The sequence below is a fragment of the Humibacter sp. genome (assembly GCF_035547335.1).
Lineage (GTDB): Bacteria > Actinomycetota > Actinomycetes > Actinomycetales > Microbacteriaceae > Humibacter.
This window is the reverse complement of the sequence record NZ_DASZVF010000005.1, coordinates 1-18,340: the sequence shown is the minus strand read 5'-3', so window position 1 is coordinate 18,340 and position 18,340 is coordinate 1. Positions and strand designations below refer to the sequence as shown.

Annotated in this window: 18 protein-coding genes; 9 read left to right on the top strand and 9 right to left on the bottom strand. The window is 69.2% G+C overall.

Going from position 1 to position 18,340, the window contains the following annotated elements; all coding sequences use genetic code 11:
* Positions 1 to 7: 7 nt before the first annotated feature.
* Positions 8 to 895, bottom strand: a complete 888-nt coding sequence (locus VHB92_RS01280) for an SDR family NAD(P)-dependent oxidoreductase (protein WP_325450590.1) — start codon at positions 893 to 895, stop codon at positions 8 to 10.
* 58 nt (positions 896 to 953) lie between these two features.
* On the opposite strand from VHB92_RS01280, the gene VHB92_RS01275 reads away from it, so the two are divergent.
* Positions 954 to 1,688 (top strand): TetR/AcrR family transcriptional regulator, encoded by a 735-nt coding sequence (locus tag VHB92_RS01275; RefSeq protein WP_325450588.1) that lies wholly within the window; start codon positions 954 to 956, stop codon positions 1,686 to 1,688.
* Between the two features lie 68 nt (positions 1,689 to 1,756).
* Here the strand turns inward: VHB92_RS01275 and VHB92_RS01270 are convergent, their stop codons facing one another.
* The 4 genes from VHB92_RS01270 to VHB92_RS01255 are packed head-to-tail and all read right to left on the bottom strand — an operon-like array spanning position 1,757 to position 4,702.
* A complete protein-coding gene (locus VHB92_RS01270) occupies positions 1,757 to 2,452 on the bottom strand; it encodes a uracil-DNA glycosylase (protein WP_325450586.1) in 696 nt (231 codons plus the stop codon).
* A gap of 28 nt (positions 2,453 to 2,480) precedes the next feature.
* Positions 2,481 to 3,200: a Type 1 glutamine amidotransferase-like domain-containing protein gene (locus tag VHB92_RS01265; protein ID WP_325450584.1), complete on the bottom strand. Its 720-nt coding sequence runs from the start codon at positions 3,198 to 3,200 to the stop codon at positions 2,481 to 2,483.
* Positions 3,197 to 3,916, bottom strand: a complete 720-nt coding sequence (locus tag VHB92_RS01260; RefSeq protein WP_325450582.1) for a potassium channel family protein — start codon at positions 3,914 to 3,916, stop codon at positions 3,197 to 3,199. Before VHB92_RS01260 ends, VHB92_RS01265 begins: the two co-directional genes overlap by 4 nt.
* A 3-nt stretch (positions 3,917 to 3,919) precedes the next feature.
* Positions 3,920 to 4,702 carry an SDR family oxidoreductase gene (locus VHB92_RS01255; protein ID WP_325450580.1) on the bottom strand — a complete coding sequence of 261 codons (783 nt, stop codon included), beginning with the start codon at positions 4,700 to 4,702 and terminating at the stop codon, positions 3,920 to 3,922.
* A 76-nt stretch (positions 4,703 to 4,778) separates the two neighbouring features.
* Here VHB92_RS01255 and VHB92_RS01250 point away from each other — a divergent pair, with 76 nt between their 5' ends.
* The 6 genes from VHB92_RS01250 (at position 4,779) to VHB92_RS01225 (ending at position 12,217) form a co-directional block, all read left to right on the top strand.
* Positions 4,779 to 6,086: an acyltransferase family protein gene (locus VHB92_RS01250; RefSeq protein WP_325450578.1), complete on the top strand. Its 1,308-nt coding sequence runs from the start codon at positions 4,779 to 4,781 to the stop codon at positions 6,084 to 6,086.
* A gap of 163 nt (positions 6,087 to 6,249) precedes the next feature.
* A complete protein-coding gene (locus tag VHB92_RS01245; protein WP_325450576.1) occupies positions 6,250 to 7,578 on the top strand; it encodes a bifunctional o-acetylhomoserine/o-acetylserine sulfhydrylase in 1,329 nt (442 codons plus the stop codon).
* Positions 7,579 to 7,740: 162 nt separating this feature from the next.
* Positions 7,741 to 8,946, top strand: a complete 1,206-nt coding sequence (metX, locus tag VHB92_RS01240) for a homoserine O-acetyltransferase MetX (protein WP_325450574.1) — start codon at positions 7,741 to 7,743, stop codon at positions 8,944 to 8,946.
* Positions 8,947 to 9,178: 232 nt separating this feature from the next.
* A complete protein-coding gene (locus tag VHB92_RS01235) occupies positions 9,179 to 10,345 on the top strand; it encodes a sensor histidine kinase (RefSeq protein ID WP_325450572.1) in 1,167 nt (388 codons plus the stop codon).
* Complete coding sequence (locus VHB92_RS01230; RefSeq protein WP_325450570.1) at positions 10,342 to 11,487, top strand: hypothetical protein; 1,146 nt, start codon at positions 10,342 to 10,344, stop codon at positions 11,485 to 11,487. Before VHB92_RS01235 ends, VHB92_RS01230 begins: the two co-directional genes overlap by 4 nt.
* A 73-nt stretch (positions 11,488 to 11,560) precedes the next feature.
* Complete coding sequence (locus VHB92_RS01225) at positions 11,561 to 12,217, top strand: response regulator (RefSeq protein WP_325450568.1); 657 nt, start codon at positions 11,561 to 11,563, stop codon at positions 12,215 to 12,217.
* A 27-nt stretch (positions 12,218 to 12,244) separates the two neighbouring features.
* On the opposite strand, the gene VHB92_RS01220 is transcribed toward VHB92_RS01225, so the two are convergent.
* From VHB92_RS01220 to VHB92_RS01205, 4 genes are all read right to left on the bottom strand, one after another.
* Complete coding sequence (locus VHB92_RS01220) at positions 12,245 to 13,528, bottom strand: MFS transporter (RefSeq protein ID WP_325450566.1); 1,284 nt, start codon at positions 13,526 to 13,528, stop codon at positions 12,245 to 12,247.
* 265 nt (positions 13,529 to 13,793) lie between these two features.
* Positions 13,794 to 14,105 (bottom strand): thiamine-binding protein, encoded by a 312-nt coding sequence (locus tag VHB92_RS01215; RefSeq protein WP_325450564.1) that lies wholly within the window; start codon positions 14,103 to 14,105, stop codon positions 13,794 to 13,796.
* Positions 14,106 to 14,208: 103 nt separating this feature from the next.
* Positions 14,209 to 15,654, bottom strand: a complete 1,446-nt coding sequence (locus VHB92_RS01210) for a glycosyltransferase 87 family protein (protein WP_325450562.1) — start codon at positions 15,652 to 15,654, stop codon at positions 14,209 to 14,211.
* A gap of 48 nt (positions 15,655 to 15,702) precedes the next feature.
* Positions 15,703 to 16,575, bottom strand: coding sequence for an ADP/ATP-dependent (S)-NAD(P)H-hydrate dehydratase (locus VHB92_RS01205; RefSeq protein ID WP_325450560.1), 873 nt, complete (start codon positions 16,573 to 16,575; stop codon positions 15,703 to 15,705).
* A 98-nt stretch (positions 16,576 to 16,673) separates the two neighbouring features.
* On the opposite strand from VHB92_RS01205, the gene VHB92_RS01200 reads away from it, so the two are divergent.
* Both VHB92_RS01200 and VHB92_RS01195 read left to right on the top strand, forming a co-directional pair.
* A complete protein-coding gene (locus VHB92_RS01200) occupies positions 16,674 to 17,297 on the top strand; it encodes an HAD family phosphatase (RefSeq protein ID WP_325450558.1) in 624 nt (207 codons plus the stop codon).
* Between the two features lie 11 nt (positions 17,298 to 17,308).
* Positions 17,309 to 18,340 (top strand): NADH:flavin oxidoreductase/NADH oxidase (locus VHB92_RS01195; RefSeq protein WP_325450556.1); only part of this gene is annotated, 1,032 nt, incomplete at its 3' end.

The window sequence follows — 18,340 nt, the reverse complement described above, 5'->3', positions numbered from 1 at the left end:
GCCCTCGTCAGGCGACCCGTTCCGGCGGGAACTCCACGGGGTACTCGTGTGCAAAGTCCGCCGACTTGCTCACCTGCTGCCACGCGAGATCGCTTTCGAGCTGAGCGCGATCGAACGCGATCGAGAACGCAGCGGCGTTCGCACCGAGCGGCAGGTTGCGCGGCAGATCGCGGCGACGCGACAGCCTGACCAGGATCTCCGCCGCACGCTCCGGATCGCCGGCCTGCAGGCTCGATCCGGCATCGCCGGCGGCCGCGTACCGGTCGGCGATGGCCGAGTACTCCTGCGGCATCGAGGCGACGTTCATGGAGCTGCCCGCCCAGTCGGTGCGGAATCCGCTCGGTTCCACGACGACGACCCTGATGCCGAACGGCTCGGTCTCGGAACGCAGCACCCGGCTGAACCCGTCGATGGCGAACTTCGCCGCCTGGTACGAGGCGATTCCCGCCGATCCCCCGACTCGTCCTCCGACCGAGGAGAACTGCAGGATGAGGCCGCCGCCCTGGTTCCGGAGCACGGGGATCACCGCCTTCGAGACGTTGTAGACGCCCCAGAAGTTCGTCTCGAACTGCGCACGGAAGTCCTCGTCGTCACCCGTCTCGATGGGTGCCACGTTGGCGTACCCGGCGTTGTTCACCACGACGTCGATGCGACCGAAGTGGTCGACCGTGTCGGCGATCGCGCGCGCGACGGCTGCGGCATCCGTCACGTCGAGCCTGAGGGGCAGCACGCGGTCGCCGTATTCGGCGACGAGCTCGTCGAGCTGTTCCGGTCGTCTGGCCGTGGCGGCGACGCGGTCGCCCGCTTCGAGCACCGCGCGCACGAGCGCGCGGCCGAAGCCTCTCGACGAACCAGTGATGAGCCACGTCTTGGTCGGGGTCCTGATGTCGTTCATCCCATTAGTAAAACACCGTTCTCTTATTTAGTCAACACTGTTTTGCTAAGCTGTCGTCATGGATGACGCGCGACGGCCAGGCAAAGCGGATGCGGTCGGCGGCGCCGTTCCTCGCTCCGCCACGCTTCACGAGCAGGAATTCCAGCGAGCCCGCAGTCCCGAAGCCAAGCTCGCCAGGGAAGAGGCGATCCTGTCCGCCGCGTGTGAGCTCGGTGCGGTCTCCGGCATCAGGCAGGTCACGCTCACCGACATCGCCGACGCCGTCGGAATGCACAAGTCCGCGCTGCTGCGCTACTTCGAGACGAGGGAGGAGATCTTCCTCCGCCTGACGGCCGACGGGTGGCGGGCGTGGGCACCTGAGCTGCGCGCCGCGATCGACGGGCTCGTTGCACCGGACGCCGAGCAGGTGGGCGCGGCGTTCGCGCGCACGCTCGCCGCTCGCGGGATGTTCTGCGATCTCCTCGCGCAAGCGCCGATGAACCTCGAGCGCAATGTGTCGGTCGAGGCCGTTCGGCGCTTCAAGTACGTCACGCACGAGGAGTTGGACTCGATCGTCGAGTCCATGCGGCGAGCGCTGCCCGGTCTGTCCGCCCGCGACGGGGTCGATGTCGTCGCCACCGCGACGGCACTCGCCGGCGCCTTCTGGCAGATCTCCACACCGGGTCCGGAGATCGCGCGGCTCTACCGTAGCGACCCTCGCCTCGGCCACGCGATCGTCGAGGTCGAGCCGCGACTGCGTCGCATCCTCACCGAGCTGCTCACCGGGATGCTCGTCGCCGACCGGCACGGATGACGTCCGGATCCGTCACCAGACGCTCTCTCGCCGGCGAGCACGACCACCCGGTCACCGGAGCACGGCGATCAGGCGTCGTCGAGCGACCAGTCGACGGGTTGAGCACCCTGCCGCGCGAGCAGCTCGTTGGCCCTGCTGAACGGCCTGGAGCCGAAGAAGCCGCGGTCGGCCGAGAGCGGACTCGGGTGCGCCGACGCGATCACGGGTGTCGTTCCGAGCAGCGGGCGCAGGCCGGCGGCATCCCTCCCCCACAGGATGGCGACGAGCGGCGTGCCCCGCTCCACGAGCGCGCGGATCGCGTGCTCGGTGACACGCTCCCAGCCGGCACCGCGATGCGAGGCAGGGGCACCTGGACGCACGGTCAGCACGCGGTTGAGCAGCATGATGCCGTGCTCGCTCCACGCCGTCAGGTCGCCGTGTTCCGGCGGCTGCAGTCCCAGGTCGCTGCGCAGCTCTCGGTAGATGTTCTGCAGGCTGCGCGGCACGGGCCTCACGTGGCGGTCCACGGCGAACGAGAGCCCGATCGGATGCCCTGGAGTGGGATACGGGTCCTGCCCGACGATGAGCACGCGCACGTCGGCGAGTGGATAGCGGAACGCCCTGAGCACGTTCGCCCCCACCGGCAGATACGAGCGGCCCGACGCCACCTCCTGCCTGAGCCAGTCGCCCATGGCGGCGATGTCGCCGGCGACGGGCTGCAGCGCCGTTGCCCACCCGGGATCCATCGCACCGTCTGCCGCCAGCTGGGTGAGTGTCTTCGCCATCCTGCTCGCTCCAGGGCCGTTGCCGGTCCTACCGCATGCTCCGCACGAGCACGCCGCGGTCGTCCTTCGTGACGACCCAGACCGTGCCCGCGCCGCCGGAGCGCAACGGACCCGAGCCCACGGCCAGCACGGTCGCCTCGTCGATCGCGATCAGCTCGTCGAGCGCGCCGGAGTCGACGGCCGCGATCGCGCGCGACAGGTTCCCCCACTGCACGGCATGCACGTCGACGGTGACGTCGATCAGGCCGAGGCCGTCGTCGATCGTCAACTCATCGAGGTCTTCTGCCGCGTCCTGGCCGACGACCTCGATGCCGCCGATCAGCCAGCCGCCGAGCAGCGCCCTGTCGGGTGCGATCATGGCGCCTGCCGAGAACCCGAGATACGGAACTCCGGACTCCACCTCGTTCCGTACCCGCTCCGCCAGCGAGGCGAACGCACTGAGGTAGGCGGGCGTGAGACCACCGCCGACCAGGATGCCGTCCGCCCCGTCGAGCGCGGAGGCCGGCATCACGTCGCCCTCGGCGACCACGGTCGTCTCGACGATGACGTCACGGCTGCCCGCCACCCGGCGCACCACGGACGCGAGCGTCTCTCCGTGGCCGGGGTGGGCATCCTCACGCACCGTGAGCACGACGATCACGGCGGGCCGCTCGTCACCGGCTCGCGCGACGGCTTCGGCCACGAATCCGCCGTAGACCGCCTCCTCATAGCCGTCGCGGAAGCCGCCGCCCACCAGGAACACGCTCATCGGGTCTCCTTCTCGTCGGCGGCCGCGGACGCGTCGATGCCGTGGTCGGAAGGCGGCGCGACGCGGCGCCGGATCGTCTCGTTGAAGTACGACACGACGGTGGCCGTCGTGACGCCGACGATGAGGATACCGCTCAGCATGAGCATGACGGCCAGCACCCGGCCGAAAGTGGTCACCGGCACCATGTCCCCGTAGCCGACAGTGGAGATCGTGACGACGGCCCAGTAGATGGCGTCGCCGAGGCTGAGGATGGTCGCGCCGTGCGCACCGCGTTCCGCCGCGACGACGGTGACGGCGATGGTGTAGACCCACAGCACCACGAAGCCCAGCGAGTAGGCCACGACGCGCGCACGCACCGCCGACCCGCTGTGTCTTCGGAAGAACGAGATCCTGCGCAACTCCCCCAGCAGCCGGAAGGGGCGGAAGATCGGGATGAGCGCCGCGAGAAGGTCGGGCACGTTGGCCCGCACGAACGCGCCCTTGCGGTCGGCGAGGATGAGCCGCACGACGTAGTCGACCACGAAGACGACCCAGATCGTGGTGAGCACGACCCTCAGCAGCGTGCGTTCGTTCAACCCGATCGCCGGGTCGAGACAGCGGATGCTGTAGCACACGATGAACACGACCGACAGCACGAGGAACGGCCAGGAGCTCCATCTCTCCCAGGCGCGCACGGCGCGCGATCGCGCGTCGTCGGGCTGGCCCGTCGACGACATGCGTCAGTCCCGGCTCGCGACACGCAGCGGGCCGTGGTGCAGCCGATGAGAGGCCGCCTGGGCGACCGGCTTGACGACGATGAGGTCGAGGTCGACGTGCGGCGGACGCTCAACGGCGTCGACGATGGTGTACGCCACGTCGTCAGCGCTCAGCGGGTCGGGAATGTCGGCGTAGACCGCATCGGCCCGTTCCCGGTCTCCGGAGAACCGCGAGAGCGAGAACTCCTCTGTCCGCACCATTCCCGGCGCCACCTCGATCACCCGGATGGGCTCGCCGTTCAGCTCGAGGCGCAGCACCTCGGTGAGAGCGTGCTCGGCGAACTTCGCGGCGTTGTATCCGCCACCGCCCACGTAGACGTTGTGGCCGGCGATCGACGTGACGTTGACGATGTCGGCGTGGCCGTCGGCATCCGCTCGTTCGCGAAGGAGCGGCAGCAGCACCGAGACGACGCGCTTGGTGCCGAGCACGTTGACCTCGTACATCCACTTCCAGTCGTCGATCGACGACTTCTCCACCGAGTCGAGACCGCGCGCCCCTCCCGCGTTGTTCACCAGCGCGTGCACTCCGCCGGTCGCGGCGAGACGGTCGCGCAACGCCTCCACGTCGCCCTGCACCGTGATGTCGGCGGGGAACGCCTCGGCGCCGGTCTCGGCGGCCAGCGCCCCGAGCCGGTCGGCGCGCCTCGCGACGGCGACCACGCCCCATCCGTTCCGCCTCAGCAATCGCACGGTGGCCTCTCCGATGCCCGTGCTCGCTCCCGTCACCACTGCCCGTCTGGATGCCATGCCCTCCATTGTGGCGGCCGTCAAGGGCGCCCGTCGACATAGCGGATCCCAAGGCCGCCGCCCTAGCCTGGACGGGATGACGATCGCCGAACGGATCAAGACGACGACGCCTCGAAAGGTTCGGGTCGCCTACTGGGACAACGCCCGCTGGCTGGCCATCACCCAGGTGGTGATCGGACACGCCATCCTGAAGCTCATCGCGGATTCCGACACCGCCTACACGCTGTACCTCTTCATCTATCTGTTCCATGTGCCCGTCTTCGTGACGGTGTGCGGCTACTTCGCCAAGGCCCAGCCACCCGGCTACCGGGGCGTGAAGCGGCTGCTGACCGACATCGTGTTCCCCTACCTCGTCTTCGAGACGGTGTGGAGCCTGATCGACTGGGCGGTCAGGGGCAAGCTGAGCCTCGACTACACGACGGCGAGCTGGACGCTGTGGTTCCTGATCGCACTGGGCATCTGGCGGGTCGCGCTGCCCTACCTCGTGATGCTCAGGTTCCCCATGGCGTTCGCTCTCGTCATCTCCGTCGCGGCCGGATACCTGCACAACGTAGACAGCACGCTCGCCCTGGCCCGTGTGGCCGGCCTGCTGCCGTTCTTCGTGCTCGGCTGGAGGCTTCGGCACTGGAACATCACCAAGCGTTGGATCCAGCTCCGCTCGGCCGTCGCATGGCGGTGGCGGGCGGGGGCCGTCGCCGTCTTCGGCATCGTGCTCTTCTTCCTCGGCGCCTACATCGACGTGTGGCGCGACCTGCTGATCCGCCGCTTCCTGCTCTACGACGAGCAGTACGACAGCTTCGGCTACGACCAGTGGTGGGCGGGCGGCGTCCGCATCCTCGTTCTCGCCATGGGGGCTCTGCTCACGCTCGCCTTCCTCACGCTCGTCCCCCGACGCAAGGTGGTGTTCACCACGTGGGGCGCAGCCACGATGTACATCTACCTCCTGCACACCTTCTTCCTCTATCCGCTGCGCGAGTCCGGCGTGCTCGACCACCAGCCGTCGCCGTTCGTGCTGATCGGCATGATCCTGCTGGCAATCGCGATCTCGGTCTTCCTGTCCCAGCCCTTCATCAAGAAGGCGTTCCACTGGGTGATCGAGCCGGACTTCCCCTGGCTGTTCCGAAAACAGGCGCTCGCGCAGATCCCGCCGCCGAGCGCTCCCGACGTGCCCGTGCCACCCGGAACGGTGCTGCTGAACGACGAGGAACACCGCATACCGGCCGTCACCGCCGGTCGTGGACGAGGCGAGGCACAAGGGGCGACCGTTCCGCGCGACTCCACGGCGGCAGCGGCCCGCGCGGACACACCGACCGCGACCCCGGCCGGTGCGGACACACGGACCGCGGCCCCTGCCGAGAAGGCCGCACGGGACGGCTCGGCCTGAGGCCGATGCGACGCAGGATGCCCGATTACGCCGTGTTTCGCGGCTTTTGAACCCTGAACGGCGGCGCGTCTAGCCTGAGGTCATAGCAGGCGCGGCAACGACGCCGACCCCAACAGCAGACGTGCCCCGATGGCACACCCGAGTACCGATCGGAAGTAGGACCATGACCGACGCAGCCCAGTGGCAGTTCGAGACCAAGCAGATCCACGCCGGGGCGGCCCCCGACCCGGTGACCAACGCCAGGGCGACCCCGATCTACCAGACGACCTCGTACGTGTTCAACAGCTCGGACCACGCCAAGAACCTGTTCGCTCTTGCTGAGTTCGGCAACATCTACACGCGCATCCAGAACCCGACGCAGGCCGTGGTCGAAGAGCGCGTCGCGGCGCTCGAGGGCGGAACCGGCGCCCTGCTCCTGTCGTCGGGGCAGTCGGCATCCACGTTCGCCGTGCTCAACATCGCTCAGGCCGGCGACCACATCGTCTCGTCCAGCTCCATCTACGGCGGCACGTACAACCTGTTCAAGTACACGCTGGGCAAGCTGGGCATCGAGACCACGTTCGTGGAGAACCAGGACGACCCGGAGGAGTGGCGCCGCGCCATCCGGCCCAACACGAAGCTGTTCTTCGCCGAGACGGTCGGCAACCCCAAGGTGAACATCCTCGACATCGAGACGATCGCGGGCATCGCGCACGAGAACGACGTGCCGCTGATCGTGGACAACACGATCGCGACGCCCTACCTCATCCGGCCGTTCGAGCACGGTGCGGACATCGTCATCCACTCGGCCACCAAGTTCCTCGGCGGCCACGGCACCACCATCGGCGGCGTCCTCGTCGACGGAGGCCACTTCGAGTGGTCGAAGCACGTCGACAAGTTCCCCGGCCTCACCGAGCCCGACGAGTCCTACCATGGCGTCAGCTACACGCAGGCGGTCGGAGACGGGCTCGCATACATCATCAAGGCCCGGGTGCAGCTGCTGCGCGACCTCGGCTCCGCCATCGCCCCGAACAGCGCATGGCTGCTCATCCAGGGCATCGAGACGTTGTCGCTGCGCGTCGAGCGTCACGTGCAGAACGCGCAGGAGATCGCCGAGTTCCTGGAAAGCCACCCCGACGTCGCCTCCGTCAACTACGCCGGGCTCCCGACCAGCCCGTGGTACGCATCCGCCAACAAGTACGCCCCCAAGGGCGTCGGCGCGGTTCTGTCGTTCGAGCTCAAGGGCGGGGTGGATGCCGGCCGCGCGCTGGTCGACAACCTCGACCTGTTCAGCCACCTGGCCAACATCGGCGACGTGAGGTCGCTGGTGATCCACCCGGCGTCGACCACGCACTCCCAGCTCTCCCCGGAGGAGCAGCTCACGGCGGGCGTCACGCCTGGACTCGTGCGCCTCTCGGTCGGACTCGAGAACATCGACGACCTGAAGGCCGATCTGGAAAACGGCCTGGCCGCTGCGCGCGCCGCCACCCGCTCGGACAGCGTCACCGCATAGCGCACCGCGGGCGCAGTCCGCGTAACAACCGAACCACGACAGGGGCCCGGCACTCGCCGGGTCCTTGTCGTGTTCTCGCCGGCCTGCCCCGTCGGGCATCGCGGCCCCGTGCTCGTAACACGACCGAAGCGGCGTGCCACGGGCGGGAGAATTGACCTCACCATGGACTGGCAGACCTCAGAAGACACCGTGCCGTCGAGCTTCATCACCGACGCGCAGGCGCGCTCGCTGCTCGGCAAGCCGCGCGCGACGGGCGCGTGGCGAGAGGGCGACCCGCTAGGCGAACGGCTCTTCGCCCGTGTCGGTCCGCTCGCCTTCGAGAGCGGGCGCAGCCTCTCCGACGTCGTGATCGCGTACGAGACGTGGGGAACGCTCGACGCCGACAGAGGCAACGCCGTTCTCGTTTTGCACGCCCTGACCGGCGACAGCCACGTCGCAGGCGATGCGGGTCCGGGGCACGCGACATCCGGCTGGTGGAACGGCATCGTCGGCCCCGGTCTCGCGATCGACACCGAGCGCTGGTTCGTCGTCGCGCCGAACATGGTCGGCGGATGCCAGGGCTCCACCGGCCCGGCATCCCTCGCGCCCGATGGCATCGAGTGGGGTCCTCGCTTTCCGTACACCACCATCCGAGACCAGGTGAACGCGCAGGCGGCACTGGCAGACCGGCTCGGCATCCGGAGCTGGGCCGCCGTGATCGGCGGATCCATGGGCGGGATGCACGCGCTGGAGTGGGCGGTGGGCTTTCCAGACCGCCTGGAGCGCGTGGCCGTGCTCGCCGCTCCCCCGTTCTCCACGGCAGACCAGATCGCGCTCAACTCGGTGCAGATCGAGGCGATCCGCGCCGACCCTCTCTTCCGCGGCGGTCGCTACTACGACGCGGAAGACGGGGATGGCCCGCATGCCGGCCTCGCGCTCGCGCGCAGGATGGCGCTGCTGAACTACCGGAGCGCGAACGAGCTCAACGAGCGATTCCAGCGCAGCTGGCAGAGCGGAATCAGCCCGCTCGGCGCAGGCGGCCGGTTCGCCGTCGAGTCGTACCTCGACTTCCACGGCAACAAGTTCACGAGACGTTTCGACGCCAACAGCTACATCACCGTCGTGAACGCCATGACGTCGCACGACATCGGCCGCGGCAGAGGCGGCGTGGACTCCGCCCTCGATCGCGTCACCGCTCGCTCGCTGGTGCTCGGCATCGACAGCGATCGCCTGTACGGAGTCGAGGGTCAACAGGTGATCGCGGCAGGGCTGCGCAACAGCATCCACGGGTCAGACCCGATCGTGATCCACTCTCCGTTCGGACACGACGCCTTCCTCATCGAGGACGAGCTCATCGGTCCGCCGCTGCGCCGTCTGCTCGATTCCTGAGGCCGCGCCGTCGCGTGCGGCCGTCTCTCCACCGGGAACGGCAGGCGACGTGCACCTCGTCCGGCGTGACCTAATCTGTGTATTGTCCGTGCGATCGGGACCGGACGACCGTCAGGCAGGCGCGAGCGGCCGAGGGCTCCGAGCCGATCGCCGGCCACCGGGACGCACCGCGCCCGTCGTACCACGCTGCGGTGCCGACCAGCGCGACGTCCAGCGGCAGGGAGGAGGACCGATGGCGCGAACTGTCGCCGAACGGGATCGCATGCTCGCCTTCGCGAGCAGCACGGCGAGCACCCTGCTGGCTTCCACTGCGCTCGTCGCCGCGCTCGTTCCCGGTGCGCTCTCCGACATCGAGGCGACCATCATCGTCGTCGTCCTCTGCCTGCTCATCCTCGCCGCTGCTGCGGCGCTACGACGCCGGACGTCCCCGATCCCCGTCGTCATCACGCTCGCGGCCGCGGTGATCGGCATCGCGGTCGTCGGCCTGAGCGGAGAGACCGACGGACTCGGTGCGACGGCCGTCGTCGCGTTGCTGGCGGCGGCATCCTCCAGTTCCGCCTTCCTCCTGGGAGCCGAACCGCGGCGACGCATCATCCTCGTCGCCGGCTTCGCCGTGCTCATGGCCGTCACCGTTCCCACGTTGCTCGCGGTGCACGGCCAGTTCGTCACCGCGCTCCTCATCGCCATCGGGAGCTGGGCGTTCTGCACGGGCATCTCGGTGTGGGTGGCGCGCGTGGTTCCCGAGACCATCGACCGCATCGAGGGCATGAGCGACGCCTACCGCACTGAGCGGCAGGCGAGCGAGCTCGAGGCGCGACGCAGGCAGAGCGCCAGACTGCTGCACGACACGGTGCTCGCCACGCTCACGTTGCTGGCGCACTCGGGACGAGGGGTCGGAGAGCAGGCACTGCGCTCGCAGGCGGCGGAAGACGCCGCGCTGCTGCGCCAGCTGCGCCTCGGCTACACGCCCGACCCTGCGGCATCCGGAGACTACCGGCTCCGGCAGGTGCAGGAGTCGACGCTGGGGAACACTCTGGAGACAGTCAAGCAGCGCTTCCAGCGGATGGGTCTGGACGTCGCGTGGCATGGCACAGGTCACGTGCTCCTGCCGTCCGAGACCTTGGATGCCTTCCTGCTCGCCCTCGCCGAGTGCCTGGAGAACGTGCGTCGACACTCCGGCGAGACGCAGGCGCACGTCACCATCACCGACGACGACGTCACGGTGCGGGCCATGGTCACCGACTCGGGGATCGGGTTCGACACCGGCTCGGTGTCACCCGGCCGGCTCGGATTCACCGAATCGATCGTGGCCAGGGTGCGTGACGTCGGAGGCAACGCGCGGCTGTTCAGCGCTCCCGGTTCGGGGACCACGGTGGTGCTGGAGGTGCCGAAGGCATGAGCACGCTCGATGCCCGAGCCACCCACGTGTTCACGGGAGTGAACCGGCTGCGGGTGGGAACAGCAGTGATCGCGGACCTGCTCGTGGCCGCGTCCGTGCTGCGGTTCCTGTGCTGGGGCTTCGAGTACCCGCTCATCGGTTTCGGCATCGCTGCCGTCGTGCTGCTCGTCGCGGTCGCGGTGCTCATGTGGGTCCTGCCCGTCGCGCGCGAGGCGTCGATCGAGCAGAACAGATTCGCCGGGCTCTTGGCGGCGTGCGCCCTGATCGTCGGTCTCGATCTCGCCGGGTCGTTCGATCCGGGCACGACCGCCGTGTTCCCCGTAACGTGCATCGGGGTGGGCGGCCTGCTGGCGGCGGCGGTCACGACAAGACCGCCGCGGGACATCCTGCTCACCACCGGCGCGTTCGCGCTCGTCCTGATCGTCGTGACCGGTCTGCAGGTGCGGGACGTGCTCTCGATACCGCCACGCATCGCGTTCATCGCCATCGCGTGCGCCCCTCCCCTGGTGGGCGTCTCCCTCGTTCGCTCGTTCCGCTCGATCGTGCAGTTCCACTCCGAGATCGCCCAGACCCAGAGCACGACGAGCACCGACGTCGCCGTCGGCATGCTGGCATCCGAAGAGCTGGAGCGTCTCGACCTCGCGGCCGAGCAGCTGCTCGACGACGTGGCGGCCGGTCGGGCGACGCTGCCGCTGGATGAGGAGACGGCCGCGAGGGCGTCAGCGCTCGCGACGCAGCTGCGATTGCATCTCGTCGAAGACAGACGGCAGACCTGGCTGCAGCATGCCGTCACCGAATCGGCAGTTCTCGACCCGCTCACCGAGATCGACGACGCCGACGGGCTGGCCGCCTCGCTGTCCGCTCGGCAACGCGACGGCCTGTTCTCGGCGATCTGGCTCCTGGTGGGACGCGCTCCGAAGTCATCGACCTCACTGGTCATCCACATCGTCCGTGGAGCGGATGCCGGACCGCACGTGCACAGCCTGCAGATCCGGATCGAGGCGACCGGTGTTCCGCGACGGCAGATCGATCCCGCGGCGTGGGAGGCTATTCGCCGAGTGGGGCGATACACCGAGACCGGTCAATCGGCTATGGTCCGGATTGAGATCGACTGCCTTGTCGATGCCTCGGCCGATCGATGAGACGCCTCGCGGCCGAGCGCGTCGCGACAGCGCGGAAGAACGTCAGGAACAGCGCGGAAGAAGGTAAGCACAGGTGAACCAGAACGATGAAGCTCCGATCACCATCGCAATCGTCGACGACCACCGGATGCTCCTTGCCGCGCTCACGCAATGGATCACCAGCGCGGCCGACGACATCGACGTCGCTGCGGCTGTCGCGACCTGGCCCGAGCTTCTCACGCACGCCCGTTTCCCCGTCGATGTCGTGCTGCTCGACCTTGATCTCAAGGACAACATCCCCATCTCGATCAAGCTGCAGGCGCTGAAGGCGGCGGGTGTCCGCACCATGCTGATGAGCGCCTACTCCGACCCGAACGTGGTGCGCGAAGCTCTCGCGGCCGGCGCTCAGGGCTACATCGTCAAGAGCGAGACGGCCGACATGATCGTGGAGGCCATCCGTACCACCATGCGCGGCGACTCGTTCATCTCCGAGGAGCTCGACGTCGCCCTGAGCCAGACCACGACCGGATCGCCCAAGCTCAGCGCGCAGGAGCGCAGGGTGATGGCGCTGTACGGCGCGGGCGAGCCCGTGAAGTCGGTGGCCTTCAAGCTCGGCATCTCGGACGAGACGGCGAAGAGCTACCTGAAGCGCATCAGGGAGAAGTACCGCGTGGCCGGCTTCGACGTCGGCACCAAGGTCGCGCTGCGCAAGCGGGCCATCCTCGACGGCATCCTGCTCCAGAACGACTGAGCCGTCGACTCGGCCGGTGAGGGGCGCTCAGACCGCTTCGGTCGGCACCGTGGTGGCGATGCCGCCCGTGTGACCGGGAAGCGGGATGCCTCGCGCGGCCCGCACGCGGTCGAGCGTGAACGTGCCGATCGCCAGCGCCAGTCCGAGTGCCGAGAGCACGAGACCCACCCACACCGGAGCGCGATAGCCCAGCCCTGCCGCGATCGCCGCACCGCCGAGGTAGGCGCCGAGCGAGTTTCCGATGTTGAGCGCCGAGTGGTTGAGCGCGGCCGCGATGGACTGGCTGTCGCGCGCCACATCCATCAGGCGGGTCTGGATGGCGGGCGAGATCGCCGCCGACGACCCGCCGACGAGGAACACGCCGACGGCAAGGGCGACCCAGCTCTGCGCCAGGACGCCGATGCCGATCAGCGCGATCATGAGCACGACGAAGAACGTGATCATGGTGCGCTTCACGCTTCGGTCGGCCATCGCGCCGCCCGCGAGGTTGCCCGCCGTCATCCCGAGGCCGCAGCACACCAGGATCAGCGGAACGCCCCACTCCGGCAGCCCTGCCACCTCGGTGACGATGGGGGCGATGTAGGTATACACGGCGAAGAGTCCGCCGAAGCCGATCGCGCCGATGGCGAGTGCGAACCACACCTGCACGCGGGTGAACGCGCGCAGCTCGCGCCGCATCGTGGCCTCCGGGTTGCCCTGCTGCCACGGCACCGCGACGAGCACGGCGATGAACGTGAGCGCGAAGATCCCGGCGACGGCCAGGTAGGCGACGCGCCATCCCGCCTGCTGGCCGACCCAGGTGATGACCGGGACGCCGAGCACGTTGGCGATGGTGAGGCCGGACAGCACGAAAGCGACACCACGGCCGCGCTTGCCCGGTCCCATGAGCGACGCCGCGACGAGGCTCGCGATGCCGAAGTACGCACCGTGTGGCAGGGCGGCGATGAACCGCGCGATGAGCACGAGACCGAACGTCGGCGCAACGGCGGCGGCGACGGTGCCGAGCGTGAACGTCACGAGCAGGGCGAGAAGCAGTCGCTTGCGCGGCCAGCGTGCTGCGGCAGCGGCGATGGTGGGCGCGCCGACGACGACGCCGAGGGCATACGCCGAGATGAGCCAGCCGGCCTGTGCGTTAGCCTCGGCGGCGTTCGTGGCGTAGATGTGCGGCAGCAGATCGGCCGCCATGTTCGGCAGCAGGCCCATAGCGACGAACTCCGTGGAGCCGATGCCGAAGCCGCCCAACGCTAGCGCGAGCAGGGCAAGACGGATGCGGGCCGGCGAGAGCGCCGGCCCGGCGGTGCGAGGGGCCATGCACCCATCGTAGAGGTCGACGACGCTCCAGTCGAAACGATTCGACATGCGCTGCGGCGCGGGCGCTCAGGTCGGGTCGGCGTCGTCGCGGAACGCCCTCGCCAGCGGCGGACGCTCGGGGTTCCGGAGGTCGGGAGTCGGCCTTCAGTTGCGGCCGGACCGGCGTCAGCCACCGGCGAGCAGGAGTCGGTCGTCGCGGCGAACGGGAGTCGGCCTTCAGCTGGCGCCGGACGAGCGTCGGCCGCCGGCGAGCAGCATTCGCCGCTCAGCGGTCCTGAGCCTTGAGCGCCTGCTCCAGCCGTTCGACCTTGCCGGTCAGCTCGCCCGTGTGACCCGGCCGGATGTCGGCCTTGAGCACCAGGGAGACCCGGGATCCGTACTCGCCGACGGCATCCGTCGCCCGTTTGATCACGTCGAACACCTCGTCCCACTCCCCCTCGATCGTGGTGAACATGGAGTCGGTGCGATTGGGGAGACCGGATTCCCGCACCACGCGCACGGCCGCGGCTACGGCGTCATGCACCGAGTCGCCTTCGCGACCTGTTCCACTGGGGGCGACGGAGAATGCGACGAGCATGGTGGTTCCCTTCGTTGCGATGGTGACGGCATCCAGTCTGCTCCGCTGCGTGCGTCGTCGCCCCGATGCCGAGCGATGGGCGACGAGTTGCCCACGGGTTCGATCAGGTGGCCTGGCCGGGAAAGAGCTCGTCCGCCGAGGGCTCTGCGGCCGTCTCCCGGGAACTCCGGTCGCGCGTGGGCCCGGTGTCCGTCCGGCTGTCCGTGCCGCCGAGCGGCCACACCCTCCCGGCGGGATCGCTCGCTTCTGCGGCTCGCGACAGCGCCGTCACCGCAGAGCGTCCTCTCGTTCCGGTCCGCCACAGCGCCACCACCGCCCACCCGAGCACCACGAAGAGCATCACGTTGCGTGCGGTCACGACGGCGATCATCCAGGCGTTGAGGTAGAGCACCTGCAGGTAGAGGTAGGGGTAGAACAGCTGGGTCAGGCCCGCCGTCACGCCGACGAGGATGGCAGGGGTGCGGAACCGCCTTCCGGCCGTGATGATGCCGAGGATGACCGGCGCGGCCAGCCAGTCGATGTACTGCGGCGAGCCGACCTTGTTGAACGCGATGAGCGCAGTGGTGATGCCGAGCGCGAGCTGGGGCAGCACGAGAGCCGTCGGCGCCTTCCGGACGACGGCGCGCACTCCGATGAGCGTGACGGCGAGCACGGCGATGCCGAGAACGGGGGTCATGGCGGCGCTCACGACGTCGATGCCGCGTCCGGTCACCTGGAAGGTCAGCAGCCGCTGGTCGTAGTACACGATCGTGCCGTCCGCGTGGAGGGCGGCACCCCACAGCCAGGGCGCACTGACCGGCGCCTCGATCTGCAGCCCGCGGCCGGTCTGCTGGGTGACGAAACTGAACAGGTCGGCCGCCCCGCCGAACACCATGCCGACGATCGCGATCACGGCGCTCGCCAGCAGCACGTAGCCGATCACGCGCCAGCGGCGCCTCACCGCGACGACGACGGCGAGGATGACCCCCGCCGGCCACACCTTGATCCACATCGCCACGGCGAGCAGCACGGATGCCGTGCGGGGGCGTGCTGCGAGCCACACCACCGCGACGATCACGATCGCCACCGAGACGGCGTCGAGCCGCCCGACGGCGATGGGACCGAGCAGCACCAGGAAGGCGAGCCACCACCAGGCCGCGATCAGCGCTCGTCGGCGGCCGCGCGCGGTGAGCACGGCGAAGGCGACGACATCCACGATCGTCACCATCGCGAGCCACGCGATCACATAGTTCTCGGCGCCCGCGAGCAGGGGGATGAGCACGGGCACCATGGCCACGAGGGGGTACACCCACGGTGCCGTGACGCCCATGAAGGCATAGCCGTTCTGCGCGAGCTGAGCCCACGGCAGGTAGACGATCGTGACATCGCCGAGCGGCATGCCGTCGCCGAACAGCGCGCAAAGCCAGAGCACCACGTGCACGAGCAGGAAGGCGCCCCACAGCGCGTACGGATTGCGGGAGAGCGCGACGATCACATCGCGTCGGAGTCGCTGCGGCGCCGGGAGGTCAGAGGCGCCGCCTGCGGCATCTGTCGCGGTCTCGGTCGCCATAGTGGTTCATGCTATCGAGGCCCTCTTCGCAGCCGGACGGCCGAAGGCTCAGCGGTCACCGCGCAGCACACGTCCGACCACTCCCGACATGGCCTCGGCGAGGTCGAGCGCCATGAACGGGCCGCCGTCGTGCGCATCCGTCGAGGCTCCGGCGGCCGCCCCGTGCAGCGCCGCAGCCGTCGCCGCGAGCTCGGCGAGCGCGTCGTGGCCGCCTCGAGCGACCTCGTCCGCGTGCGTCGCCACGAGGGCTCCGAGGATGCCGCCGAGCACGTCCCCGCTTCCCGCAGTGGCGAGCCATCCGGCCTGCGGTCCCGTCGAGACGTCGATGACGCGCCCGCCGGGGGCAGCGACGTGGGTGACGTGCCCCTTCAGCAGCACGGTGACGCCCGTCGCCTCCGCGGCCCTGATCGCCCAGGCGCGGGCATCCGCCTGGATGTCGGCCGCCGAGGCGTCGATGTCGTGGTCCGCGAGCACTCTGGAGAGCTCGCGATAGTGCGGGGTGATCACGACCGGCCCTGTCGCCGAGTCGATCAGATCGAGAGCGCCGGCGTCGACGACGGCGGGAACCTGCTGCCCGAGCGCATCGCGCAATCGGCCTGTGTTGGCATCGTCGCGGTGTGAGGCGTCCATGCCGGATCCCAGCAGCCAGGCCTGTACGCGTCCCGCAGCGGTCACCGTCTCCGGACGGCGGCCGAGCACCGTGCGCGCAGGAACGTCATCGCCCACGTAACGCACCATGCCGATCCCTGTGCGCGACGCCGCCTCCACCCCGAGCACCGCTGCACCCGGGTACTCGTCGGAGCCGGTGACCACACCGAGCACTCCCCTGGTGTACTTGTCGTCGTGCTCGCCGGGCACCGCGATCCACTCACGGCAGTCCGCGAGCTCCCACCGTCGTTCCCGCTCCCCGTCGCTGCTCATGCCTTCACGATAGGTTGGCAGACGGCTCCGTTCCCACCCCTTGCGAGGTGGAGGAGCCGGATCGACACGACCCGATCGACACGAAAGACGACGAGCGCATGCCTCTTTCCCTTCCCGGCCGAGTGGTCATCTTCGACTACGGCGAGGTCATCTCCCTCACGCCGAGCGAGAGCGACCGGGAGGCTCTGCTCCAGGTCGCCGGCACCGATCCTGACGCGTTCTGGGCGTCGTACTGGAAGCACAGGGCGGAGCTCGACCAGGGGACCCTGAGCATCCACGACTACTGGCGCCGCGTCGAAGCCGACACCGGATCCGCGTGGACGGAGAGCACGCTGCACCTGCTGTGGGTCACCGACTTCCGCGGCTGGCTGAGCGTCGACACCGGCACGATCGACGTGCTCGTCGACCTTCGCGACGGCGGCACCCGGCTCGCCCTGCTCTCGAACGCGGGCGCGGATTTCGGCAGCTACTTCAGGCAGGGTCTCATCGGCTCGCTGTTCGAGCGCGTGTTCGTCTCGGGAGAGCTGCTTCTGGTCAAGCCGGACGCGGCCATCTTCCAGCACGTGCTCGACGAGCTCGGGATCGATGCGGCACATGCCGTGTTCATCGACAACAAGGCCGAGAACGTCGAGGGTGCGCAGGCCATCGGCATCACCGGCCACGTGTTCACCGGAGCCGACGGCCTGCGCGCGTTCCTCGAGTCGCTGCCAGCGGCGGCGTAGAGGGATCGACCATGGCCGACCTCTTCGACCCGATCGACGTGCGCGGAACCGTGCTGCGCAACCGCATCTTCACGGCGCCGATGTGCCAGTACTCCGTGCTGAGCAGGGACGGTGTCCCCACCCCGTGGCACCTGGTGCACCTGGGGTCCATTGCGGCGGGCGGGAGCTCGCTCGTCATCGCCGAGGCGACGGCTGTCACGCCGGAGGGACGCATCTCCGACCGCGACACCGGCATCTGGAACGACGCCCAGCTGGATGCCTGGCGGCCGGTGACGGAGTTCATCGCGTCGCAGGGCGCCGTGCCCGGCATCCAGCTCGCGCACGCCGGCCGCAAGGGCTCGACCTGGTCGCCGTGGGGTGAGGACGGGCGCACGGGGACGATCCCCGCTGAGCTCGGCGGATGGCCGACGGTCGCGCCGTCCACCATTCCGTACCACGGTCTCGCCGCGCCGGACGCCCTGGACGAAGCGGGCATCGATCGCATCGTCCACGCCTTCGCGGATGCGGCGCGCCGTGCCGTGCAGGCCGGCTTCGGCATGATCGAGGTGCACGCGGCACACGGATATCTGCTGCACGAGTTCCTCTCCCCCGCCAGCAATCTGCGCACCGACGACTACGGCGGAAGTCTCGAGAACCGGGCGAGGGCGTTGCTGCGCGTCGTGCGCGCCGTGCGCGACGCGATCGGCGAGCTGCCGTTGTTCGTACGGTTCTCGGCCAGCGACTGGGCACCGACGGGATGGGACGTGGACGCCTGCGCCACCGTCGCGGAATGGTGCTCAGACGCCGGAGCCGACTTCTTCGACATCTCGTCGGGCGGAAACGTGCCGACGAGCATCCCGGCCGGACCCGGATACCAGGTGCCGTTCGCTGCGCGGATCAAGCGGGCGACCGGTCTCCCGGTCTCCGCCGTCGGCATCATCACGGAGTCGGGGCAGGCATCCGAGGTGATCACGTCCGGCCAGGCGGATGCCGTGTCGCTGGCTCGTGAGCTGCTTCGCGACCCGCACTTCCCGCTGCGCGCCGCCCACGAGCTCGGCGTCGAG

What these genes read in the sequence shown, in the direction of transcription:
- VHB92_RS01280 (WP_325450590.1), bottom strand. Translation starts at nt 895, where the DNA reads ATGAACGACATCAGGACCCCGACCAAGACGTGGCTCATCACTGGTTCG.
- VHB92_RS01275 (WP_325450588.1), top strand. Translation starts at nt 954, where the DNA reads ATGGATGACGCGCGACGGCCAGGCAAAGCGGATGCGGTCGGCGGCGCC.
- VHB92_RS01270 (WP_325450586.1), bottom strand. Translation starts at nt 2,452, where the DNA reads ATGGCGAAGACACTCACCCAGCTGGCGGCAGACGGTGCGATGGATCCC.
- VHB92_RS01265 (WP_325450584.1), bottom strand. Translation starts at nt 3,200, where the DNA reads ATGAGCGTGTTCCTGGTGGGCGGCGGCTTCCGCGACGGCTATGAGGAG.
- VHB92_RS01260 (WP_325450582.1), bottom strand. Translation starts at nt 3,916, where the DNA reads ATGTCGTCGACGGGCCAGCCCGACGACGCGCGATCGCGCGCCGTGCGC.
- VHB92_RS01255 (WP_325450580.1), bottom strand. Translation starts at nt 4,702, where the DNA reads ATGGCATCCAGACGGGCAGTGGTGACGGGAGCGAGCACGGGCATCGGA.
- VHB92_RS01250 (WP_325450578.1), top strand. Translation starts at nt 4,779, where the DNA reads ATGACGATCGCCGAACGGATCAAGACGACGACGCCTCGAAAGGTTCGG.
- VHB92_RS01245 (WP_325450576.1), top strand. Translation starts at nt 6,250, where the DNA reads ATGACCGACGCAGCCCAGTGGCAGTTCGAGACCAAGCAGATCCACGCC.
- metX (WP_325450574.1), top strand. Translation starts at nt 7,741, where the DNA reads ATGGACTGGCAGACCTCAGAAGACACCGTGCCGTCGAGCTTCATCACC.
- VHB92_RS01235 (WP_325450572.1), top strand. Translation starts at nt 9,179, where the DNA reads ATGGCGCGAACTGTCGCCGAACGGGATCGCATGCTCGCCTTCGCGAGC.
- VHB92_RS01230 (WP_325450570.1), top strand. Translation starts at nt 10,342, where the DNA reads ATGAGCACGCTCGATGCCCGAGCCACCCACGTGTTCACGGGAGTGAAC.
- VHB92_RS01220 (WP_325450566.1), bottom strand. Translation starts at nt 13,528, where the DNA reads ATGGCCCCTCGCACCGCCGGGCCGGCGCTCTCGCCGGCCCGCATCCGT.
- VHB92_RS01215 (WP_325450564.1), bottom strand. Translation starts at nt 14,105, where the DNA reads ATGCTCGTCGCATTCTCCGTCGCCCCCAGTGGAACAGGTCGCGAAGGC.
- VHB92_RS01210 (WP_325450562.1), bottom strand. Translation starts at nt 15,654, where the DNA reads ATGGCGACCGAGACCGCGACAGATGCCGCAGGCGGCGCCTCTGACCTC.
- VHB92_RS01205 (WP_325450560.1), bottom strand. Translation starts at nt 16,575, where the DNA reads ATGAGCAGCGACGGGGAGCGGGAACGACGGTGGGAGCTCGCGGACTGC.
- VHB92_RS01200 (WP_325450558.1), top strand. Translation starts at nt 16,674, where the DNA reads ATGCCTCTTTCCCTTCCCGGCCGAGTGGTCATCTTCGACTACGGCGAG.